At 71.4% G+C, this 17,910-nt stretch carries 19 protein-coding genes; 10 read left to right on the forward strand and 9 right to left on the reverse strand.

Translation table 11 applies throughout. The features are described from left to right. Positions 1 to 23 precede the first annotated feature (23 nt). Complete coding sequence (locus OHA98_RS26940) at positions 24 to 932, forward strand: 5'-3' exonuclease (protein ID WP_323179671.1); 909 nt, start codon at positions 24 to 26, stop codon at positions 930 to 932. 76 nt (positions 933 to 1,008) lie between these two features. Next, on the forward strand, positions 1,009 to 1,851 hold the full coding sequence (locus OHA98_RS26945; RefSeq protein WP_266929318.1) for a siderophore-interacting protein: 843 nt from the start codon (positions 1,009 to 1,011) through the stop codon (positions 1,849 to 1,851). Positions 1,852 to 2,033: 182 nt separating this feature from the next. Here OHA98_RS26945 and OHA98_RS26950 read toward each other — a convergent pair whose 3' ends face one another. Next, positions 2,034 to 2,810: a MerR family transcriptional regulator gene (locus tag OHA98_RS26950; protein ID WP_266929319.1), complete on the reverse strand. Its 777-nt coding sequence runs from the start codon at positions 2,808 to 2,810 to the stop codon at positions 2,034 to 2,036. A 113-nt stretch (positions 2,811 to 2,923) separates the two neighbouring features. Here OHA98_RS26950 and OHA98_RS26955 point away from each other — a divergent pair, with 113 nt between their 5' ends. From OHA98_RS26955 to OHA98_RS26980, 6 genes are all read left to right on the forward strand, one after another. After that, positions 2,924 to 3,886, forward strand: a complete 963-nt coding sequence (locus OHA98_RS26955) for a hypothetical protein (protein ID WP_266929320.1) — start codon at positions 2,924 to 2,926, stop codon at positions 3,884 to 3,886. Next, the gene (locus tag OHA98_RS26960; RefSeq protein ID WP_266929321.1) at positions 3,883 to 4,371 is read left to right on the forward strand and encodes an ABA4-like family protein; all 489 of its coding nucleotides are present in this window, start codon (positions 3,883 to 3,885) and stop codon (positions 4,369 to 4,371) included. The genes OHA98_RS26955 and OHA98_RS26960 overlap by 4 nt, the downstream gene beginning before the upstream one ends. A gap of 141 nt (positions 4,372 to 4,512) precedes the next feature. Further along, positions 4,513 to 5,097 carry a sigma-70 family RNA polymerase sigma factor gene (locus tag OHA98_RS26965; protein ID WP_266929322.1) on the forward strand — a complete coding sequence of 195 codons (585 nt, stop codon included), beginning with the start codon at positions 4,513 to 4,515 and terminating at the stop codon, positions 5,095 to 5,097. Then, the gene (locus OHA98_RS26970; RefSeq protein WP_266929323.1) at positions 5,094 to 5,858 is read left to right on the forward strand and encodes an anti-sigma factor; all 765 of its coding nucleotides are present in this window, start codon (positions 5,094 to 5,096) and stop codon (positions 5,856 to 5,858) included. Before OHA98_RS26965 ends, OHA98_RS26970 begins: the two co-directional genes overlap by 4 nt. Positions 5,859 to 6,231: 373 nt before the next feature. Next, entirely contained in the window at positions 6,232 to 7,767 is a 1,536-nt protein-coding gene (locus OHA98_RS26975) for a molybdopterin-dependent oxidoreductase (protein WP_266930928.1), read from the forward strand. A gap of 74 nt (positions 7,768 to 7,841) precedes the next feature. Then, positions 7,842 to 8,492 carry a fasciclin domain-containing protein gene (locus tag OHA98_RS26980; protein ID WP_266929324.1) on the forward strand — a complete coding sequence of 217 codons (651 nt, stop codon included), beginning with the start codon at positions 7,842 to 7,844 and terminating at the stop codon, positions 8,490 to 8,492. Between the two features lie 65 nt (positions 8,493 to 8,557). Here OHA98_RS26980 and OHA98_RS26985 read toward each other — a convergent pair whose 3' ends face one another. Continuing rightward, entirely contained in the window at positions 8,558 to 8,716 is a 159-nt protein-coding gene (locus OHA98_RS26985) for a hypothetical protein (RefSeq protein ID WP_266929325.1), read from the reverse strand. 364 nt (positions 8,717 to 9,080) lie between these two features. Between OHA98_RS26985 and OHA98_RS26990 the strand changes: the two genes are divergently transcribed. Both OHA98_RS26990 and OHA98_RS26995 read left to right on the forward strand, forming a co-directional pair. Further along, positions 9,081 to 9,518: an SPW repeat protein gene (locus OHA98_RS26990; protein ID WP_266929326.1), complete on the forward strand. Its 438-nt coding sequence runs from the start codon at positions 9,081 to 9,083 to the stop codon at positions 9,516 to 9,518. A gap of 322 nt (positions 9,519 to 9,840) precedes the next feature. Then, on the forward strand, positions 9,841 to 10,953 hold the full coding sequence (locus OHA98_RS26995; RefSeq protein ID WP_266929327.1) for an LLM class flavin-dependent oxidoreductase: 1,113 nt from the start codon (positions 9,841 to 9,843) through the stop codon (positions 10,951 to 10,953). An 80-nt stretch (positions 10,954 to 11,033) separates the two neighbouring features. Here the strand turns inward: OHA98_RS26995 and OHA98_RS27000 are convergent, their stop codons facing one another. The 7 genes from OHA98_RS27000 to OHA98_RS27030 all read right to left on the reverse strand — a co-directional run bounded on the left by OHA98_RS27000 (position 11,034) and on the right by OHA98_RS27030 (position 17,900). Further along, positions 11,034 to 13,862, reverse strand: coding sequence for an RNA helicase (locus OHA98_RS27000; RefSeq protein ID WP_266929328.1), 2,829 nt, complete (start codon positions 13,860 to 13,862; stop codon positions 11,034 to 11,036). A 61-nt stretch (positions 13,863 to 13,923) separates the two neighbouring features. Continuing rightward, a complete protein-coding gene (locus tag OHA98_RS27005) occupies positions 13,924 to 14,814 on the reverse strand; it encodes a diacylglycerol kinase (protein WP_266929329.1) in 891 nt (296 codons plus the stop codon). Between the two features lie 18 nt (positions 14,815 to 14,832). Next, entirely contained in the window at positions 14,833 to 15,798 is a 966-nt protein-coding gene (gene tatC / locus OHA98_RS27010) for a twin-arginine translocase subunit TatC (protein ID WP_266929330.1), read from the reverse strand. 49 nt (positions 15,799 to 15,847) lie between these two features. Beyond that, positions 15,848 to 16,144: a Sec-independent protein translocase subunit TatA gene (tatA, locus tag OHA98_RS27015; RefSeq protein WP_266929331.1), complete on the reverse strand. Its 297-nt coding sequence runs from the start codon at positions 16,142 to 16,144 to the stop codon at positions 15,848 to 15,850. Between the two features lie 216 nt (positions 16,145 to 16,360). Then, positions 16,361 to 16,558 carry a hypothetical protein gene (locus tag OHA98_RS27020; RefSeq protein ID WP_266929332.1) on the reverse strand — a complete coding sequence of 66 codons (198 nt, stop codon included), beginning with the start codon at positions 16,556 to 16,558 and terminating at the stop codon, positions 16,361 to 16,363. 19 nt (positions 16,559 to 16,577) lie between these two features. Continuing rightward, the gene (locus OHA98_RS27025; protein WP_266930929.1) at positions 16,578 to 16,817 is read right to left on the reverse strand and encodes a hypothetical protein; all 240 of its coding nucleotides are present in this window, start codon (positions 16,815 to 16,817) and stop codon (positions 16,578 to 16,580) included. A gap of 126 nt (positions 16,818 to 16,943) precedes the next feature. Next, positions 16,944 to 17,900 (reverse strand): YafY family protein, encoded by a 957-nt coding sequence (locus OHA98_RS27030; RefSeq protein WP_266929333.1) that lies wholly within the window; start codon positions 17,898 to 17,900, stop codon positions 16,944 to 16,946. Positions 17,901 to 17,910 lie beyond the last annotated feature (10 nt).

Genomic DNA, 17,910 nt, shown 5'->3' on the forward strand with positions numbered 1-17,910 from the left:
ATCGGGGTGTGACGCGACGCCTGATGCTCCTCGACACCGCCTCCCTCTACTACCGCGCCTATTTCGGCGTCCCCGATTCGGTGCGCGCGCCGGACGGCACCCCGGTCAACGCCGTGCGCGGACTGCTCGACTTCATCACCCGCCTGGTGCAGGACCACCGACCGGACGACCTGGTCGCCTGCTGGGACAACGACTGGCGCCCGCACTGGCGCGTCGAGCTGATCCCCACGTACAAGGCGCACCGGGTGGCGGTGGAGACGGCCGAGGGACTCGCCGACGAGGAGGACACGCCCGACACCCTGTCCCCCCAGGTCCCGATCATCGAGGACGTGCTGGACGCGCTCGGGATCGCCCGGGTGGGCGTCACGCCGTACGAGGCGGACGATGTGATCGGCACACTCACCGGCCTGGCGTCCGGCCCCGTCGACATCGTCACGGGCGACCGCGATCTCTATCAGCTGGTCGACGACGCCCGGCGGGTGCGCGTGCTGTACCCGCTCAAGGGGGTCGGAATGCTCCAGGTGACGGACGAGGCATGGCTGCGCGAGAAGTACGGCGTGGACGGTGCCGGTTATGTCGATCTGGCCCTGCTGCGCGGCGACCCGAGCGACGGCCTGCCCGGCGTCCCCGGCATCGGCGAGAAGACGGCGGCCAAGCTGCTGGACGCCTTCGGTGATCTGGCCGGAATCATGGCCGCCGTGGACGATCCGGCCGCCGGGCTGACACCCTCGCAGCGCAAGCGGCTGGACGAGGCACGGGACTATGTCGCCGTCGCGCCGAAGGTCGTCCGCGTCGCGGGTGACGTCCCACTGCCCGCCTTCGACCCGGCGCTGCCCCACGAGCCGCGCGATCCGGCCGCCCTCGAAGCGCTGGCGGAGCAGTGGGGCCTGGGCGGCGCCGTGCGGAGACTGCTCTCCACTCTTCGGGCCTGAGATGCTAGGTTAGGTTTACCTAACCTAGAGGGGTCCCGTTCCCGGGTCCCCGAACGTCCAGATCAGGGAGAACCTCGTGGCAGAGCGGCCGGCCCGGCAGGCACCCAAGGCTCAGGGCGCGCAGGTCGTGCGCACCGAGCAGATCACCCCGCACATGGTGCGGGTGGTCCTCGGCGGTGACGGGCTGGCCGGCTTCGAGCTCTCCGGCTTCACCGATCACTACGTCAAGCTGTGCTTCGCACCCGAGGGCGCCGATTACGCACACCCCTTCGACATGGCCGCGATCCGCGAGTCGCACCCCCGTGAGCTGTGGCCCACCACCCGCACCTACACGGTGCGTTCCTGGGACCCGGCCTCCCGCGAGCTGGCCATCGACTTCGTGGTGCATGGCGACGAGGGTCTCGCCGGACCGTGGGCGGCGCGGGTCCGGCCGGGCGAGCAGGTGACGTTCCTGGGCCCCGGCGGCGGCTACGGACCGCAGGCCTCGGCCGACTGGCATCTGCTGGCCGGCGACGAGAGCGCGCTGCCCGCGATCGCCGCGGCGCTTGAGCAGATGCCCGCGGGTGCGCCGGTGCACGCGTTCATCGAGGTGCCGGACGCCTCGGAGGAGCAGAAGATCGTGACGGCCGACGGGGTGGCGGTGACCTGGCTGCACCGCGGTGACCGTCCGGTCGGCGAGGCCCTGACCGCCGCCGTGAAGGGGCTGGACTTCCCGGCGGGTGAGGTGCAGGCGTTCGTGCACGGCGAGGCGGGCTTCGTGAAGGAGATCCGCAGCTATCTGCGGCTCGACCGGCAGATTCCCCTCCAGCAGTTGTCGATCTCCGGCTACTGGCGGCTCGGGAAGAACGACGATGCCTGGCGCGCCGTCAAGCGCGAGTGGAACGAGCAGGTGGAGCGCGAGCAGGAGGGCGCCGCGTAGCGCGTGCCGTCGCCCCCGTAGGCACGCACAGGCCGCACCCGCGCAGCTTCACAGACTTTCGCGCCTGCGCACGCCCACGCACTTTCGCGTTCGCGCGCCTTCGCGTTCGCGCGCCTTCCCGCCTTCGCGCGTTCGCGCCCGGCAGGGACCCCGGTTGCCATGGCGACCGGGGTCTCCGCACGTCAGACGCGCGCGCCGGGCTCCGGGGCCCCTGACGCCGCCGAACCGCCACCCGACGCGTCTTCAGCGCCGCCCGGTGCCCCTTCCCCTGCGTCCGCAACGCCCTCGCCGCCCGGCTCCCCTGCGTCCGCTACCCCCTCGTCGCCCGTACCCGGCTCCTCGTAGAGACGGGCGGAGGCATCGACATGCGCGAGCCGCCGCAGCGCCCCGAACATCGCCTCTCCGAGCACCGTTCCCACGACCACGCTCTCCACCAGGTCCTCGCGCGCCACCCGCCGCGCCACATAGTCGAGGTCGGCGCGGGCGACCGGCTCGGCGGCATCCGCGTACACATCGAGCAGTTCGGTGAATCCTCCGTGCCCGGCCCGCCGCAACGCGACCAGCACCCCGGCCAGCGACTCACCGGCCGTGCTCTCCTCCTCGACGTGCCAGCCCCGCCGCTCCAGCAGCTCGGCCACCTCCTCACGGGCCTCCTCCAGCTCGGGGCCCGTCTCCTCCTCGTCCGTCGGCGTGACGCCCTCCGCCGCGGCACCCAGCACCTTGTGCACCGGCTGCTCGGGGTCGTCGACGGCCTCCAGCACATCCCCGATGGCGGAGAGCGAGAGCCCGCCGACATCCAGCAGCGCGCGGATCAGCCGCAGCCTGCGCTCGTGCCCGGCGTCGTAGCTCGCCTGGTTCGGGCTGGTCAGCTGCCCGGCGGGCAGCAGCCCCTCGCGTACGTAGTACTTGATCGTCGGCACCGGAACCCCGGACCTACGACTCAACTCACCGATGCGCACCGCGTGTCCGCCCTTTCATGACTTGCCAAATCCCTCGCCCATCATAGATAGTCCCTCTATCGGATAGTGGGGAGTCCCGCTATCCATAATCATCTCGCTCCAGGGGGTTCTCCATGTCGACGTGGCGTTTATGGCACCGGCCGTTGGTCCTGTTCTCCGCCGCGATGGCCGTGATGGCGGTCGTCTCCGCGGTGGGTCTGGTGGTCGACGACCGGATGCTGGCGGGTGCGCCGATCTGGGCCAAGCCGTTCAAGTTCGCCGTCTCGTTCGTGCCCTACTGCCTGGCCCTGGCATGGATGCTGACGCTCCTCACCCACGGCCGGCGAACAGGCCGGTGGGCCGGCAATGTGGTCGTCCTGGCCAGCCTCGGCGAGATGGCGATCATCACCGGGCAGGTCATCCGGGGCAAGCGCAGCCACTTCAATCACGAGACGCCGTTCGACACCCGGCTCTACGACGTGATGGCGTACACCGTCATCACCCTCTGGACCGCGACCCTGGTGATCGCCCTGCTGCTGCTGCGCGCCCGGATCGCCGACCGGGCCTCGGCCTGGGCGATCCGCTCCGGCGTGGTGCTCGCCCTGGTGGGCGCGGGGATCGGTTTCCTGATGTCCCAGCCGAGCGCACAGCAGCGGGCGGCCGGCGATCTGGACACCGCCGACGTGGTGGGCGCGCACGCCGTGGGCGTACCGGACGGCGGCCCCTCCATGCCGATCACCGGCTGGTCGACGACCGGCGGCGACCTGCGAATACCCCACTTCGTCGGCATGCACGCGCTCCAGCTCATACCCCTGTTCCTGCTCCTGCTGCTCGCGCTCGCGCCTCGTGTCGCGAGGCTGCGCGACCCGCGCGTCCGCTTCCGCCTCGTGCTCGTCGCCTCCGGCGCGTACGCGGCGGTCGTGGCCCTGATCACCTGGCAGGCCCTGCGCGGCCAGCCGCTGATTCACCCGGACGGGTCGACCCTGGCCGTCGCGGGCATGATCCTCGCCGCCGCCGCACTCGGCGCCTGGGCGGCGCTGCGGCAGACACCCGCGCGGCGGAACACCGATTCCTACGACAAGGAGCTCGTGGCATGACCGGTGCACTTTTCGAGATCACGTTCTATCTGACGGCCCCGTTCTGGCTGCTCATGATCTTCGCGCCCCGCTGGGCCACCACCACCCGGATCGTCTCCTCGCCCCTCACCGTCCTGCCGGTGCTGGCGGTCTATCTCGTGCTGGCCCTGCCCGTCTTCCCCGAACTCTGGACGGCGGTGAGCAACCCCGACATCGACGCCTTCCGCGATCTGGCGGCGCTCGGGAACGGTGCGGGAGCGCTCTGGGCGCAGGTCATCGCGTGGGATCTGCTGCTGGGTCAGTGGATGTTCCTCCAGGCACGGAAACTGGCGGTGTCCCCGTTGGTGATGGGCCCCCTGCTGGTGCTGACGATCCTGCTCTCGCCGTTCGGGCTGCTGATCTTCCTGGCCATCCGCGCGGTACGGCAGGCGAAGGGGGCCGAGGCGACGGACGCCCCGTCCGATGACGGGATCCCCGGCCGGGCGGGCGAGACCGCGGTGCGCTGACGGCGGTGCGCCCGCGGCGTGGCAGGATCACGCGCGCTCGATGACCGCCTGCGCCGGACTTTCACGCGCACCGGCCAATCCACGCCGCCACCGGCTCCGAATCACTCCCGGAACCGATGAGCGTCCCAGGAGGAAACCCGCGTGAAGGAAGCCGTACACATCAGCGGAGCACCCGTGCCGGGGCCCGATCTCCAGGAGCTTCTGGTCCTGGTCGCCACGGGCGACCAGGACGCCTTCGCCGAGGTGTACGACGCGGTCTGCGGACCGGTCCTCGGGCTGGTGCGCAGCGTGCTCCGCGATCCCGCCCAGTCCGAGGAGGTGGCGCAGGAGGTGCTGGTCGAAGTGTGGCGGACCGCGCCCCGCTTCCGGGCGTCCCGGGGCAGCGCGATGAACTGGGTGCTGACCCTCGCCCACCGGCGGGCGGTGGACCGGGTCCGCTCGGCGGAGGCCTCGGCGGCCAGGGAACACCGGGCCGCGCTGCTGGACCGTACGCCCGCCTTCGACGAGGTCACCGAGCAGGTCGAGACACGGCTGGAGAGGGAACAGGTCCGGCGCTGTCTGCGCAACCTCTCCGAACTCCAGCGCCAGTCGGTGAACCTGGCCTACTACCGGGGCCTGACCTACCGTGAGGTCGCGGAACTCCTGCGCGTACCTCTGGGAACCATCAAGACACGGCTGCGGGACGGGCTGATCCGGCTGCGCGACTGCCTGGGGGTGAGCGTGTGAGCGCCGCCGACCTGCACACACTGACCGGGGCCTATGCCCTGCACGCGCTGCCGGAGTCCGAGCGCCGTGAGTTCGAGCGGCATCTGCACGACTGCGCGGCCTGCGCCCAGGAGGTACAGGAGCTGTCGGCGACCGCCGCCCGGCTCGGCCTCGCGGCGGCACGGACACCGCCGGGCGAACTGCGCGCCCGCGTGCTGCGGGAGATCACGGCCGTACGGCAGGAGCCGCCCGCCCACGGCCACGGCGGCCCGTCCTCCACCGGCCGCGCCGATGCCGGTGTCCGCTCCCGCCGCCGGCTGACGTTCGCGCTGGCCGCCTGTGCCGCGGCCGCCGCCGCCTTCGGCGGCATCGCCGTGTGGCAGGGCCGGCTGGCACAGGATGCCCGGCAGGAGGCCGACCTCTCGCGGCGGCAGGGCGAGCTGCTGGCCCAGGTGCTTTCCGCACCGGACGCGAGAAGCCGATCGGGCGAGCTGGCCGGGGGCGCCCGGGGCACAGTCGTCGTCTCGGCGAGCCGGGATCACGCGGTGTTCCTGGCTTCCGGGATGGCCCCGCCGCCCGACGGCAAGGTGTACCAGCTGTGGTTCGACGACAACGGCACCATGCGGTCCGCCGGACTGATGGACCCCTCCGCCACCGACGGGGCGGTCCTGCTGGACGGGCCGGTCGGCCGGGCGTCCGGCATGGGCATCACCGCCGAACCGGCCGGCGGGTCCGAGCAGCCGACGTCGGCTCCCCTGGCCGTGCTGGCGTTCCCCACCTGACGCGCTGAGGGTGATCCGCCGGGCCGGGCTGAGCCGGGCCGGACTGAGCCGGGCCGGGCTCAGCCGTGCCGGGCTCAGCCGTGCCGGGCCGTGTGGTGTCAGGTCGGGCCGTGTCGTGCCGGGAGGCTGTGCACCGTGATCGGTCCGGCCTCCCGGGCGCCGCCCCGCACGGATGTGCCCTCGACGCTTCGCCGGGGACCGCGCGGACCGGCGGCTCTTCGGCCGCCCCCCGAACGGGTGAATGACCAATCCGCAGCCGGTTCCGTGCCGAATGCATGGTGTGAGACCACATCAGAACGATCCGCCGCCGCGCGGCTCCACCGGATCCCGGAGGTCCCGCTGGACGCGCGCCGCGCTCGCCGCGCTCAGCGGTCTGATCGCCGGGTTCTGCGCCCTGGGCGTCGCCGAACTGGTCGCTGCCGCCGTACGTCCCGAGGCCGGTCCGGTCACGGCGGTGGGCGGGGCGGTCATCGACCGCACTCCCCCGGCGCTGAAGGACTTCGCCGTACGGAACTTCGGCACCGCCGACAAACTGGTGCTCCAACTGGGCATCCTCACGCTGCTGGCGCTCTTCGCCCTGGCGGTGGGGGTGCTCGCGCTGCAGCACCGGCGGACCGGCTCGGCGGCGGTTCTGGTCTTCGGCGCGGTCGGGGCGGTGGCGGCGGCCGGACGGCCGGAGGGCGGGCCCGGTGACGCGCTGCCTTCGGTGGTGGGTGCCGCGGTGGCCGCGGGGGTGCTGTATCTCCTGGTCGGTCGGCTCGCCCCGGTACCGGGGCGAGCCCCCGCGGCAGGGGAGCCGGACAACGGGGCGCGGGGCACCTTCGACCGTCGCGGGTTCGTGATCGCGGCGACCGCCGCGGCGGCGGCCTCGGCCGGTGCGGGCCTGGTGGGACGTCGGCTCACCGCGTCCGTGCAGGCCGGGGCCGCCGCCTCACGCCGTGCGGTGGTCCTCCCGGTGCCGGACTCGGCGGCGCCCGCAGTGCCGCGCGGCGCGGACCTGGGAATCCGGGGCGTGAGCTCGTTCATCACCTCGAACAAGAGCTTCTACCGGGTGGACACCGCCCTGGTGGTCCCACAGATCGACGCCGGCGGATGGCGGCTGCGGATCCACGGCAGGGGCGTGAGCCGTCCCCTCACCGTCGGTTTCCACGATCTGCTGGAGCGGGAGATCGTCGAGCGCGACATCACGCTGGCCTGCGTGTCCAACGAGGTCGGTGGACCGTACATCGGCAATGCCCGCTGGATCGGTGTGCGGCTGGCCGACCTGCTGCGCGAGGCCGGGGTGAGGCCGCCCTCGCGGGGCGGACCCGCCGACCAGATCGTGGCGCGGTCGGTGGACGGCATGACGATCGGTACGCCGGTCGAGGACGTCATGGACGGGCGCGACGCGCTCCTCGCGCTCGGCATGAACGGCGAACCGCTGCCCTTCGCGCACGGCTTCCCCGTCCGGATGCTCGTCCCCGGCCTGTACGGCTATGTGTCCGCCTGCAAGTGGATCCAGGACATCGAACTGACGACGTTCGACGACTACGACGCCTACTGGGTCAAGCGCAGCTGGTCGCGCCGGGCGCCCGTCAAGACCCAGTCACGCATCGACACCCCGCGCCCGTTCGCCTCCCCCGGGCCGGGCACGGTGCCCGTCGCCGGGGTCGCCTGGGCCCAGCACCGGGGCATCGCCCGGGTGGAGGTCCGGGTGGACGGCGGCGACTGGCACACCGCCCGCCTCGGTGCACAGGACAGCCTGGACACCTGGCGCCAATGGGTGTGGGAATGGCCGGCCACCTCCGGCCACCACACCCTTGAGGTCCGCGCGACGGACCGTACCGGCGTCACCCAGACCGGCGAACGGGCCGGCACCGTCCCCGACGGAGCGACCGGCTGGCATTCGGTGGTGGTCGACGTGCCCTGATCCCCCGTCACCCACCGCACATGACCGATACCGGTCCCCGAGCGATCACTCGCATTCTGATCCAGGAGAACACCATGAACGCCCTCCACTTCCGCCGCGCCGCCCTCGCCGTGTCCGCCGCCGCCGTTCTGCCGCTGGCCCTGACGGCCTGTTCCTCCGACGACTCCAAGGACTCCGCCTCCGCCGGCGGGTCCCGGCCGGGCGCCGCGTCGACTCCTGTCACGCCGGACGGGGACTCCCTGAACAAGAGCGAGCCGTTCGGCCCGGGATGCGCCTCGGTGCCGAAGGACGGCGCGGGCTCGTTCGCGGGCATGGCGAAGGACCCGGTCGCCACGGCCGCCTCGAACAACCCGGACCTCGCCACCCTGGTCACCGCCGTCGGACAGGCGGGCCTGGCCGACACCCTGAACAACGCGCGGAACATCACGGTGTTCGCGCCGACCGACGATGCCTTCGCCAAGATCCCGAAGGCGGACCTGGACAAGCTGCTGGCGGACAAGGCGGCGCTGACCAAGGTGCTCACCTACCACGTGGTGGGGCAGAAGCTGACGCCCAAGCAGCTGGAGAAGGGGACCTTCGACACCTTGGCGAAGAGCACGCTGACGGCATCCGGCTCCGGTGTGACGTACACCGTGAACGACTCCTCGAAGGTCGTCTGCGGCGCTGTTCCGACGGCCAACGCGACGGTCTACATCGTCGACACGGTCCTGATGCCCCCGATGTGACCGGCAGGGCGGGCCGGGAGGTACGTGGGCGGGCGGCCGGGCGGTGAGGTACCCGGCCGCCCTGCTCAGGTGCCGAAGCTCGCGAAGTGTCCGGCGGCCATGTCCTCGGCGCCGTGGCCCTGTTCGGAGGCCGAGAACGACACCGGCCCATAGGACGGCATCGGCCGGTGACACGGGCCCAGTACCGCGACGACGGCCGGTGGCGGGCTGAGGGGATCGGTCATGGTGGCGGCTCCTCGGCGCGGCACGGCCGGACGGCGCACAACACGCTCCTTCCTGCCCGGCCCGGTGGCCCGCGCATCCCGGAAGCCGCAGAGCGGGCGCCCCCTGCCCTGACCGGATGACCCCGGGAAGGAGCCGTTGCACGTGCCGCTGCCGGGTACGGGGGCCCGGCCCTCCGGACCGCGGATCTTGTGTCGCCGGCCCGGCGGCCGGACGGGGCGGGATCCGCAGCCGCGCATCCGGAACAGTCATAGCCAAATAAATCTACGCATAAGGAGCAGATAAGAGCATCATGGGATAGCAGGCATTTTCCGCGCACTCCACACACAGCGGTCGGGCCTGCAGAACCGAAGGAGACGAAAACTCATGAGCAACGTCTCGCACACCGGGCATGACCTGGCTGGTCACCCCGATGTCTCCGAAATGCGCGACCGGTACGACCGCATGCTCGGCGGCCGTGATGTGGCGCTGGTGGACGGACCGGCATTCCTCGTCGGTCTGTACTGCGCCATCTCGCCGTGGGTGCTCCACTTCACGGCGAGCCAGCCCGCACTCGTGACGCACAACCTCGTGATGGGTATCGCCATCGCCGTACTGGCCCTGGGATTCTCCGTCATGCCGGAGCGCATGTACGGCCTGAGCTGGGCCATGTGCGCCATGGGCGCCTGGATCATCGTGTCGACCTGGGTCGTGGGCAGCAGCCCGGACGCCGGGGTCGTGATCAACAACGTCGTCATCGGTGGGCTGACCGTCCTGCTGGGACTGATCTGCGCGGGGACGGCGGCGAAGAGCCGCAGGACCTGACCGAGCGGTATCACGGGCGGGGATACATCGTGGCCGCGAGCCCGGACGACGGGCCGCGGTCACCCCCCGTTCCGTTCCCGCCGCACCCCCTGCTTCCCTCCCCGATGTGCCCGCTCCGCACGGCGGGAGCTCCCGGCCCATGGTTGACGGGACGCCAACACGCCTGTTCCACTGGGCGGATGCGCCCTCAGCTGCGGCTGGTCACCCGTGACCACATCGACTTCGGTCGAGTGTGGTCCGCCTCGTGTCGTCCCTGACCGCTCCACGTCACGGCATTCCCCGACACGGCAGTTTCCAGCACAGCACGAGATGAGGCCTTGCCATGCCCGTCGAGTTCCTCGGCATAGCGGCGACCAACGAAGGTTCCGAAGTGACATCCCGCTCCGGGGCGTCCTTCGACAAGGAGTACACCCTCAGACTGGCCCGCGCCCATCAGGACTACGGCTGGGACCGGGTGCTGTTCGCCTACGGCTCCGGCTCCCCCGACCCGTCGCCCGCCGCCGCCTACATCGCGGCCCGTACCGAGACCCTGCAGATCCTGGTGGCCCACCGCCCCAACGTCTCGTACCCCACCTTCGCGGCGAAGACCTTCGCGACCCTGGACCGGATCAGCGACGGCCGTCTCGCCGTGCACTTCATCACCGGCGGGAACGACCACGAGCAGCAGCGCGAGGGCGACTTCCTCCCGAAGGACGAGCGCTACGCCCGCACCCGCGAGGCCATCCAGATCATCAAGAAGGCATGGACCTCGCACGAACCCTTCGACCACGAAGGAACGCACTACCGGTTCAACGACTTCGTGAGCGACACCTTCCCCGTCCAACAGCCGCACCCGCGCGTCTCGTTCGGCGGATCGTCACCCGCGGCCTACGCGGCCGGGGGCGCCGAGGCCGATATCTACTGCCTCTGGGGCGAACCGCTCGCCGAGACCGCCGAGCAGATCGAGTCGGTGAAGGCGGCGGCCAGGGCCGCGGGCCGCACCGACACCCCCAGGATCCAGGTCGCGTTCCGCCCGGTCATCGCGCCGACCGAGGAGCTGGCCCGGGAGAAGGCGCACCGCACGCTCGACCGCATCAGGGCCCGCAGGGCGGGCGCCCCGCCGGCCCGCCGCCACCCGCTGACGAACCCCGAGAACTCGGGTTCGCAGCGGCTGCTCCGGGTGGCCGCGCGGAGCGAGCGCCACGACCGGGCCCTGTGGACTCCCACCGCCGCCGAGACAGGTGGCGCGGGCAACTCGACGGCCCTGGTGGGCACCCCGGAAACGGTGGCGCAGGCGCTGCTCGACTACTACGACCTCGGAGTGGAGATCCTCTCCGCCCGCGGCTACGACCTGCTGGACGACGCGATCGACTTCGGCCGGCAGGTCATCCCGATCGTCCGCGAGGAAGTGGCCAAGCGCGACGCGTCCCGGCAGGCGGACCGGCCCGCCCCGTGACCGCCCCCGAGGCTGCCGCGGCGGCGGACGCGTAAGGGGCGGGCGGGGAGTGGTCCTCCCCGCCCGCCCCGCCTCACGCCTCATCCCACGGAGCTGTACGCCACCACGCCGCGCAACACCGCGTCCACGGCCTTGCGCGCGTTCTTCGCCACCGAACTCCCGTCCCGGGGAGCGGCTGCCGCCACCTGCCCCAGCACATCGATGACCTGCTTGCACCACCGCACGAAGTCCCCCGCCGGCATCTCCGCCTCGCGCAGCACCTCGTCCAGCGTGCGCCCGGAGGCCCACATGTAGACCGCCCAGGCGAACCCGAGGTCGGGCTCGCGCTGCCCGACCCCCTCGGTCTGGTTGATCTTGAAGTCCTCCTCCACGGCGTCGAGCCGGCCCCAGATACGGACCATCTCGCCCATGGCGGTCTTCGCGGGACCGGACGGCAGCTTGGGCGCCACCGCATCGTCCGCCTGCCGCGCCTCGTACACCAACGCCGAGACGCACGCGGCGAGTTCGGCCGGGTTCAGGCCCTCCCAGACGCCCTCGCGCAGACACTCGCTGGCCAGCAGGTCCAGCTCGCCGTAGAGCCGGGCGAGCCGCCTGCCGTTGTCGGTGACCTCGTTGCCCCGGAGGTAGTCCAGCTCGGTGAGGAGTGCGACGATCCGGTCGAAGGTCCGGGCGATGGTGTTCGTCCGCCCCTCGATCCGGTGCTCCAGCTGCCGGGTGTCACGCTGCAGGCGGTGATACCGCTCGGCCCACCGCGCGTGGTCCTCGCGCTCGTCGCACCCGTGGCAGGGGTGGGCGCGCAGCTCGGTGCGCAGCCGGGTGATCTCCCGGTCGTCGGCGGCCGCGGCCCGCTGCTTGCGGTGCCGCTCCGGCGCGATGTGCCCGGCCTTCGACCGCAGCGCGGACGCCAGGTCGCGGCGCGACTGCGGCGAGCGCGGATTGAACGACTTCGGGACGCGCATCCGCTCCAGCGCCTCCACCGGCACCGGGAAGTCGATCGATGCCAGCCGCTTCACCTGCCGCTCGGCGGTCAGCACCAACGGGCGCGGACCGTCGTGGTGGTCGAATCCCCGGTGCCCGTTGGCCCGGCCGGCCGGCAGCCCCGGGTCCAGCACCAGGGCGAGACCCGCGAACTTGCCCGTCGGCACATGGATGACGTCACCGGGCTTCAGCTTCTCCAGGGACGACGCCGCGGCGGCACGCCGCTGCGCGGCACCCTGCTTGGCCAGTTCCGTCTCCCGGTCCTTGAGGTCGCGCCGCATCCGCGCGTACTCCTCGAAGTCACCGAGGTGGCAGGTCATGCCCTCCCGGTAGCCCTCCAGGCCCTCCTCGTTCCGCTGGACCTGCCGGGAGATCCCGACGACGGACCGGTCGGCCTGGAACTGGGCGAAGGAGGTCTCCAGCAGCTCACGCGAACGGTGCCGCCCGAACTGCTGCACCAGGTTCACCGCCATGTTGTACGAGGGGCGGAAGCTGGAGCGCAGCGGATACGTACGCGTGCCGGCCAGGCCCGCCAGCGCGGTCGGGTCCATGCCCCGCTGCCACAGGACCACCGCGTGGCCCTCGACGTCGATGCCCCGGCGCCCGGCGCGGCCGGTGAGCTGGGTGTACTCGCCGGGGGTGATGTCGGCATGCTGCTCGCCGTTCCACTTGACGAGCTTCTCCAGCACCACCGAGCGCGCGGGCATGTTGATGCCGAGGGCCAGCGTCTCCGTGGCGAAGACCGCCTTGACGAGGCCGCGCACGAACAGCTCCTCGACGACCTCCTTGAAGGTCGGCAGCATGCCGGCGTGGTGCGCGGCGATGCCCCGCTCCAGCCCTTCGAGCCACTCGTAGTACCCGAGGACCTGGAGGTCCTCGCCGGGGATGGACGCGGTCCGCTCCTCGACGATCTCCCTGACCAGGCGGCGCTTGTCCTCGTCGTTGAGCCGGAGTCCGGCGTGCAGACACTGCTGCACGGCGGCCTCGCAGCCGGCCCTGCTGAAGATGAACGTGATCGCGGGCAGGAGCCCTTCGGCGTCCAGCCGGTCGATGACCTCGGGCCGTCCGGGTGTCCAGATCCGGCTGCGCTGGCGCCGCTCGCGCTCGCGGTCCGCTTCGCGCACCATCTTGCCGCGACGGCGCTCGCGCGGGTTGTACCCGCGCTGGTTCTCCATCCGGGCGAGCCGGACGAGGTCGGGGTTGACCTCGCGGCGTCCGGCGCCGCGGCCGCCGTGGTCGGTCTCCTCCTCGAAGAGGTCGTACATCCTGCGCCCGGCCATGACGTGCTGCCAGAGCGGCACGGGCCGGTGCTCGGAGACGATCACCGCGGTGTCGCCCCGGACGGTGTCCAGCCAGTCGCCGAACTCCTCCGCGTTGGACACGGTCGCCGACAGGGAGACCAGGGTCACCGACTCCGGCAGGTGAATGATCACTTCCTCCCACACCGCGCCCCGGAAGCGGTCGGAGAGGTAGTGCACCTCGTCCATCACCACATATCCGAGTCCGGTCAGGGACTGGGAGCCCGCGTACAGCATGTTCCGCAGGACCTCGGTGGTCATGACGACCACCGGTGCCTCCGAGTTGACGCTGTTGTCCCCGGTCAGCAGGCCGACCTTGTCCGCGCCGTAGCGCTTGACCAGGTCGGCGAACTTCTGGTTGGACAGTGCCTTGATGGGCGTGGTGTAGAAGCACTTGCGGCCCTGCTCCAGAGCCAGGTGCACGGCGAACTCGCCGACGATCGTCTTGCCCGACCCGGTGGGGGCCGCGACCAGCACCCCCTTGCCCGCTTCCATGGCCTGGCAGGCCTCGATCTGGAACGGGTCCAGTCCGAATTCGTACATCTCGCGGAAGGGCCCGAGGGCCGTGGCCTGCTCGGCCGCACGGACCCGAGAAGCCTGGTATCGCTCAGCTGGTGAGAGGTCCTCTGTCATCTTGATACGAGCCTACCCGCCACCTCCGACAGTCAGCCCGATCTTTAATTCACCCCGCATCTCACCCGGTCAGCACCCTGACCGCACCGGGCACGCAGGTGGCCGTGAGCGGCAGCGCTCCCATCGGTTCACCGTCCGCGTACGCGGTGACACCGGCGGCCGCGAGTTCGATCGAGGAGACCCGGTGCACGGTGACCTTCGGGTGGCCCAGATGCGTTCCCCGGTAGACCTGCGGAAACACCTTCAACAGGGTGGCCCGGCTGCAGTCCCCCACCACGGTCACGTCGAACAGCCCGTCGTCCATCACGGCGTCGGCGCAGATCCGCATCCCGCCGCCGTAGGTGCTCCCGTTGCCGACAGCGATCAGCGTCGCCTCGGTCTCCCGTACCTCGCCGCCGTCCAGCCGGATCCGGTACGGGATCGGGCGGAAGGCTGCCAGTTCGGCGAGGATCGCGAGGTCGTACTTGAACCGCCCGCCGACCCAGCGCATCCGGTTGCCCCGGTCGTTCACCCGTGAATCGAAGCCGGAGGCGAGCACCGAGCCGAACCACCGCCCGCCGGCCCGGCCGAGGTCCGTCTCGCGCACTCCCCCGGACTTGAGTGCCCCGGCGGCGAGCCGGCCGGCGGCCGCCGGGTCCCTCACCGGCAGGCCCAGCGCGCGGGCGAAGTCGTTGCCGGTACCGACCGCGACGACACCGAGGGGTGTGGTGGTCCCGGCGACGGCCTGGAGGGCGAGGGACATCAGGCCGTCCCCGCCCACGGCTATCAGTGCCCCGGTCCCCGCGGCCACGGCCTCGCGGGCGCGGCCCAGGGCGTCGTCGGCGTCCTCGCCGAGAACCGTGCGGACGGAGAATCCGGCGTCCCGCAACGCGGAAGCGGCCGGCTGCGCGGCGTGCGCGCCCCGGCCGCTTCCCGCGGTGGGATTGACGAAAAGGGTGATCTCGCTGGTCACCCGCCGGACCCTACAAGGTCAGGTGATGTCGTCGTAGCCGTTCAGCCGATGCGGGTCCCTGCGGCCGGACTCGCCGGAAGCCTGCTCCGGCAGTGCCCTGCGCGAGGAGGACACGCTCTCCACTCCTCCCACATCCTCGGGAGTGAGGTCGATCTCGGAGGCTTCGTCGTCGTCGAGATCGGCGTCCGGGTTGTTGCGCCTTCTGCGCTTGTCGTTCAGCAGGGAGAAGCCGACCGCGACGAAGTACAGGAGCGCGAGCGGCCCGGCGAGCAGCAGCATGGAGACCGGCTCACCGCCGGGGGTCGCGATGGCGGCGAAGGCGGTGAGCCCCACGATCATGCCGCGCCACCAGGTGAGCATCCGCTTGCCGGAGACGACGCCCGTCATGTTCAGCGCGACGAGCAGCAGCGGCAGCTCGAAGGCCAGGCCGAAGACGATCACCATGCGGGTGATCAGGTCGAGGAAGTCGTCGAGGGGCAGCAGGTTCTTCACGTTGTCCGGTGTGAACCCGAGCATGATCTCGGCGGTCTGCGGAAGAATCGCGTACGCGAGGTAGGCCCCGCCGATGAACAGGGGCACACCTGCCACGACGAAGGCGACGGCGTACCGCTTCTCCTGGCTGTGCAGGCCCGGGGCGACGAACGCCCACAGCTGGTAGAGCCACACCGGCGTCGCCACCAGCACACCCGCCATCAGCGCCACCTTCAGGGCGATGGTGAAGGGGGACAGCAGACCGTTGGTGGTCATTTCGGCGCATGGCCGACCGTTGACCATGGTGACGGCGCCGTTCTTGCAGCCGACCGAGTCCAGGATCGGCTCCATCAGGAACTCGAAGATCTCCTTCTGGAAGAACGCTGCCACGATCACCGCGATCACGACGGCCAGTACCGACTTCAGCAGCCGGTTACGCAGCTCACGCAGGTGATCGAGGAGGGGCATGCGCCCCTCGTCGTCCTTCTCCTGCTTGCGGGCAGACTTGAGCAACCCACTTCCCTCGTCTCGTGCAGCGGCTGTCGCCGGAACGCGTCAGCTGTCAGCTCTGGGTGGTGGGCTTGGCCTCGCTGACCGGGCGGGAGCTGGTGACGTCTCCCGGAGCGGCCTGGATGGTGCGCGCGGTGGTGGACTGCGGCGGGGTCTGGTCCGCGACGGTCTCCGTCGTGGGGGCCGCGGGCTCCGCGTCGTCCTTCTTCATCGCCTTGGCCTCGCTCTTGAGGATGCGGGCCGACTTGCCGAGCGAGCGCGCCATGTCGGGAAGCTTCTTGGCACCGAAGAGCAGCAGGATGACAGCGATGATCAGAACGATCTCGAGGGGCTTCAGATTGCCGATCATGGGCGACTTCCTTCTCACTGAGGCGACTGGAGGGTGGGCTCGCTACCCGTTCGGCAGGACATACGTCCGACCTGTGCGCTGGCAGCGATCGTAACCCGCAGGGGTAAACGCGAGGCAATGCCTGTGCATACTCCCGATTGCGGCCCGCACCTCCCTGCCTGGGCCGACTTCAGCAGCGTACCCCCCGAAGTGGAGAAACATCAGGCCGCGGCCCTGCTATCGCAGGGCATCCCCGGTGGCGGCGAGGTCGGTCGCCGCTCGTTCGAGGTCCTCGGCCGCTCGGTTGATGCGCTGTGTGGTGGCGGACACCTGACGCCCCAGCCGCTCCGCTTCGACGAAGACCTTGACGGCCAGGACACCGAGCACGGCGATGCCCAGGAATCCCAGGGCGATGGCGAGCATGGGCCAGAACATGCGGCGGGGCCTCTTCTTCCTACGGGGCGGTGTGCAGGCGCAGCGTGGAAACGCCGCCGCCGGTGAGGAGTTCGATGATGCGTTCCCCGGCGGGCTTGCGGACGGTGGCGCCGCACTCGGGGCAGGTGAAGGAGTAGAACGTGGTGCGGGGGCCGGCGCCGATCACCAGGCGCAGGCCGCCCGCGGCGAGTTCGAAGCGCCCCTGGCAGTCCGGGCAGGAGGCACGGAAGCGCACGGCGGCGGGTACGGGTTCGGGCACCGGGCCGGGGACGTACCCCTGCGCCCGCCCCTGTCCCGGTGTCCGTCCCGGCCCGGGGACCGGGTACGGGAGCACCGTGACGCGGGACATCACAGACATCTGGTCCATCGCTCCTCCGGCCGCCGCTCAGGCCACGCCGTCGTAGGCGGCGAGCGCCTCGCGGGCCGCCCGCCGCGCACTGTCCGCCAGCTCCGGCGGGGCGACGATGCGCCCCTCCCCGCCCAGGCGCAGGGCGAGCCTGCGCAGCGAGGCGGGGTCCGGGGTCCTCAGCGTGATGCGCATCCCGCCGTCGGGAAGCTCCTCCGCGCTGTCGTGCGGGTAGTACTCGGCGACCCACCGGCCGCCGGGGCCCACCTCGATGACGACCTCCGGGTCCTGCGCCGAGGGCTGCACCAGCCCCTCCGACAGATCGCGCAGTTCCAGCTCCGGCGGCGCGGCCGGTGCGTCGAGCAGCCTGATCTCGGCGACCCGGTCCAGCCGGAAGGTGCGCCGGGCCTCGGAGAGCCGGCACCAGCCCTCCATGTAGGTGTGCCCGACCGCGAACAGCCGGATCGGGTCCACCTCGCGCTCGGTCAGTTCGTCGCGGGCTGGCGAGTAGTAGCGCAGCCAGAGCCGGCGCCGCTCGGAGATGGCCCGGTCGACATCGGCGAAGACCCCGCCCTCCGCCTCGAAGGTCACCGAGAGCCGGGAGCTCGCGGCCCCCACCTCACCGGCGGCCGTCTCCAGCTTGGCGGTGGCCCGTACCAGCGCCAGCCGGTCGCTCTCGCGCAGTCCGGGCAGGGTCGCCACGGCGCGCGCCGCGACGAGCAGCGCGGTGGCCTCGTCGGCGGCGAGCCGCAGCGGCTCGGCCACGTCGTCGGGGTTGTGCCACCAGATGCGGTCACCGTCGGTGTCGATGTCCAGCAGGTCACCGCCCCGGAAGCTGGTCCCGCACATCGGGAGCACATCGAGGTCCGAGATCAGCTCGTCCTCGGTGATCCCGAAGGCCCGTGCCACGTCCTGGACGTGCGCGCCGGGGCGCTCACGCAGATACGTCACCAGGGAGAGCATCCGGCGGGTCTGGTCGATCGCGTTCGTGGCCATCGGTACGGGT

Source organism: Streptomyces sp. NBC_00654 (genome assembly GCF_026341775.1).
Taxonomy (GTDB): Bacteria; Actinomycetota; Actinomycetes; order Streptomycetales; family Streptomycetaceae; genus Streptomyces.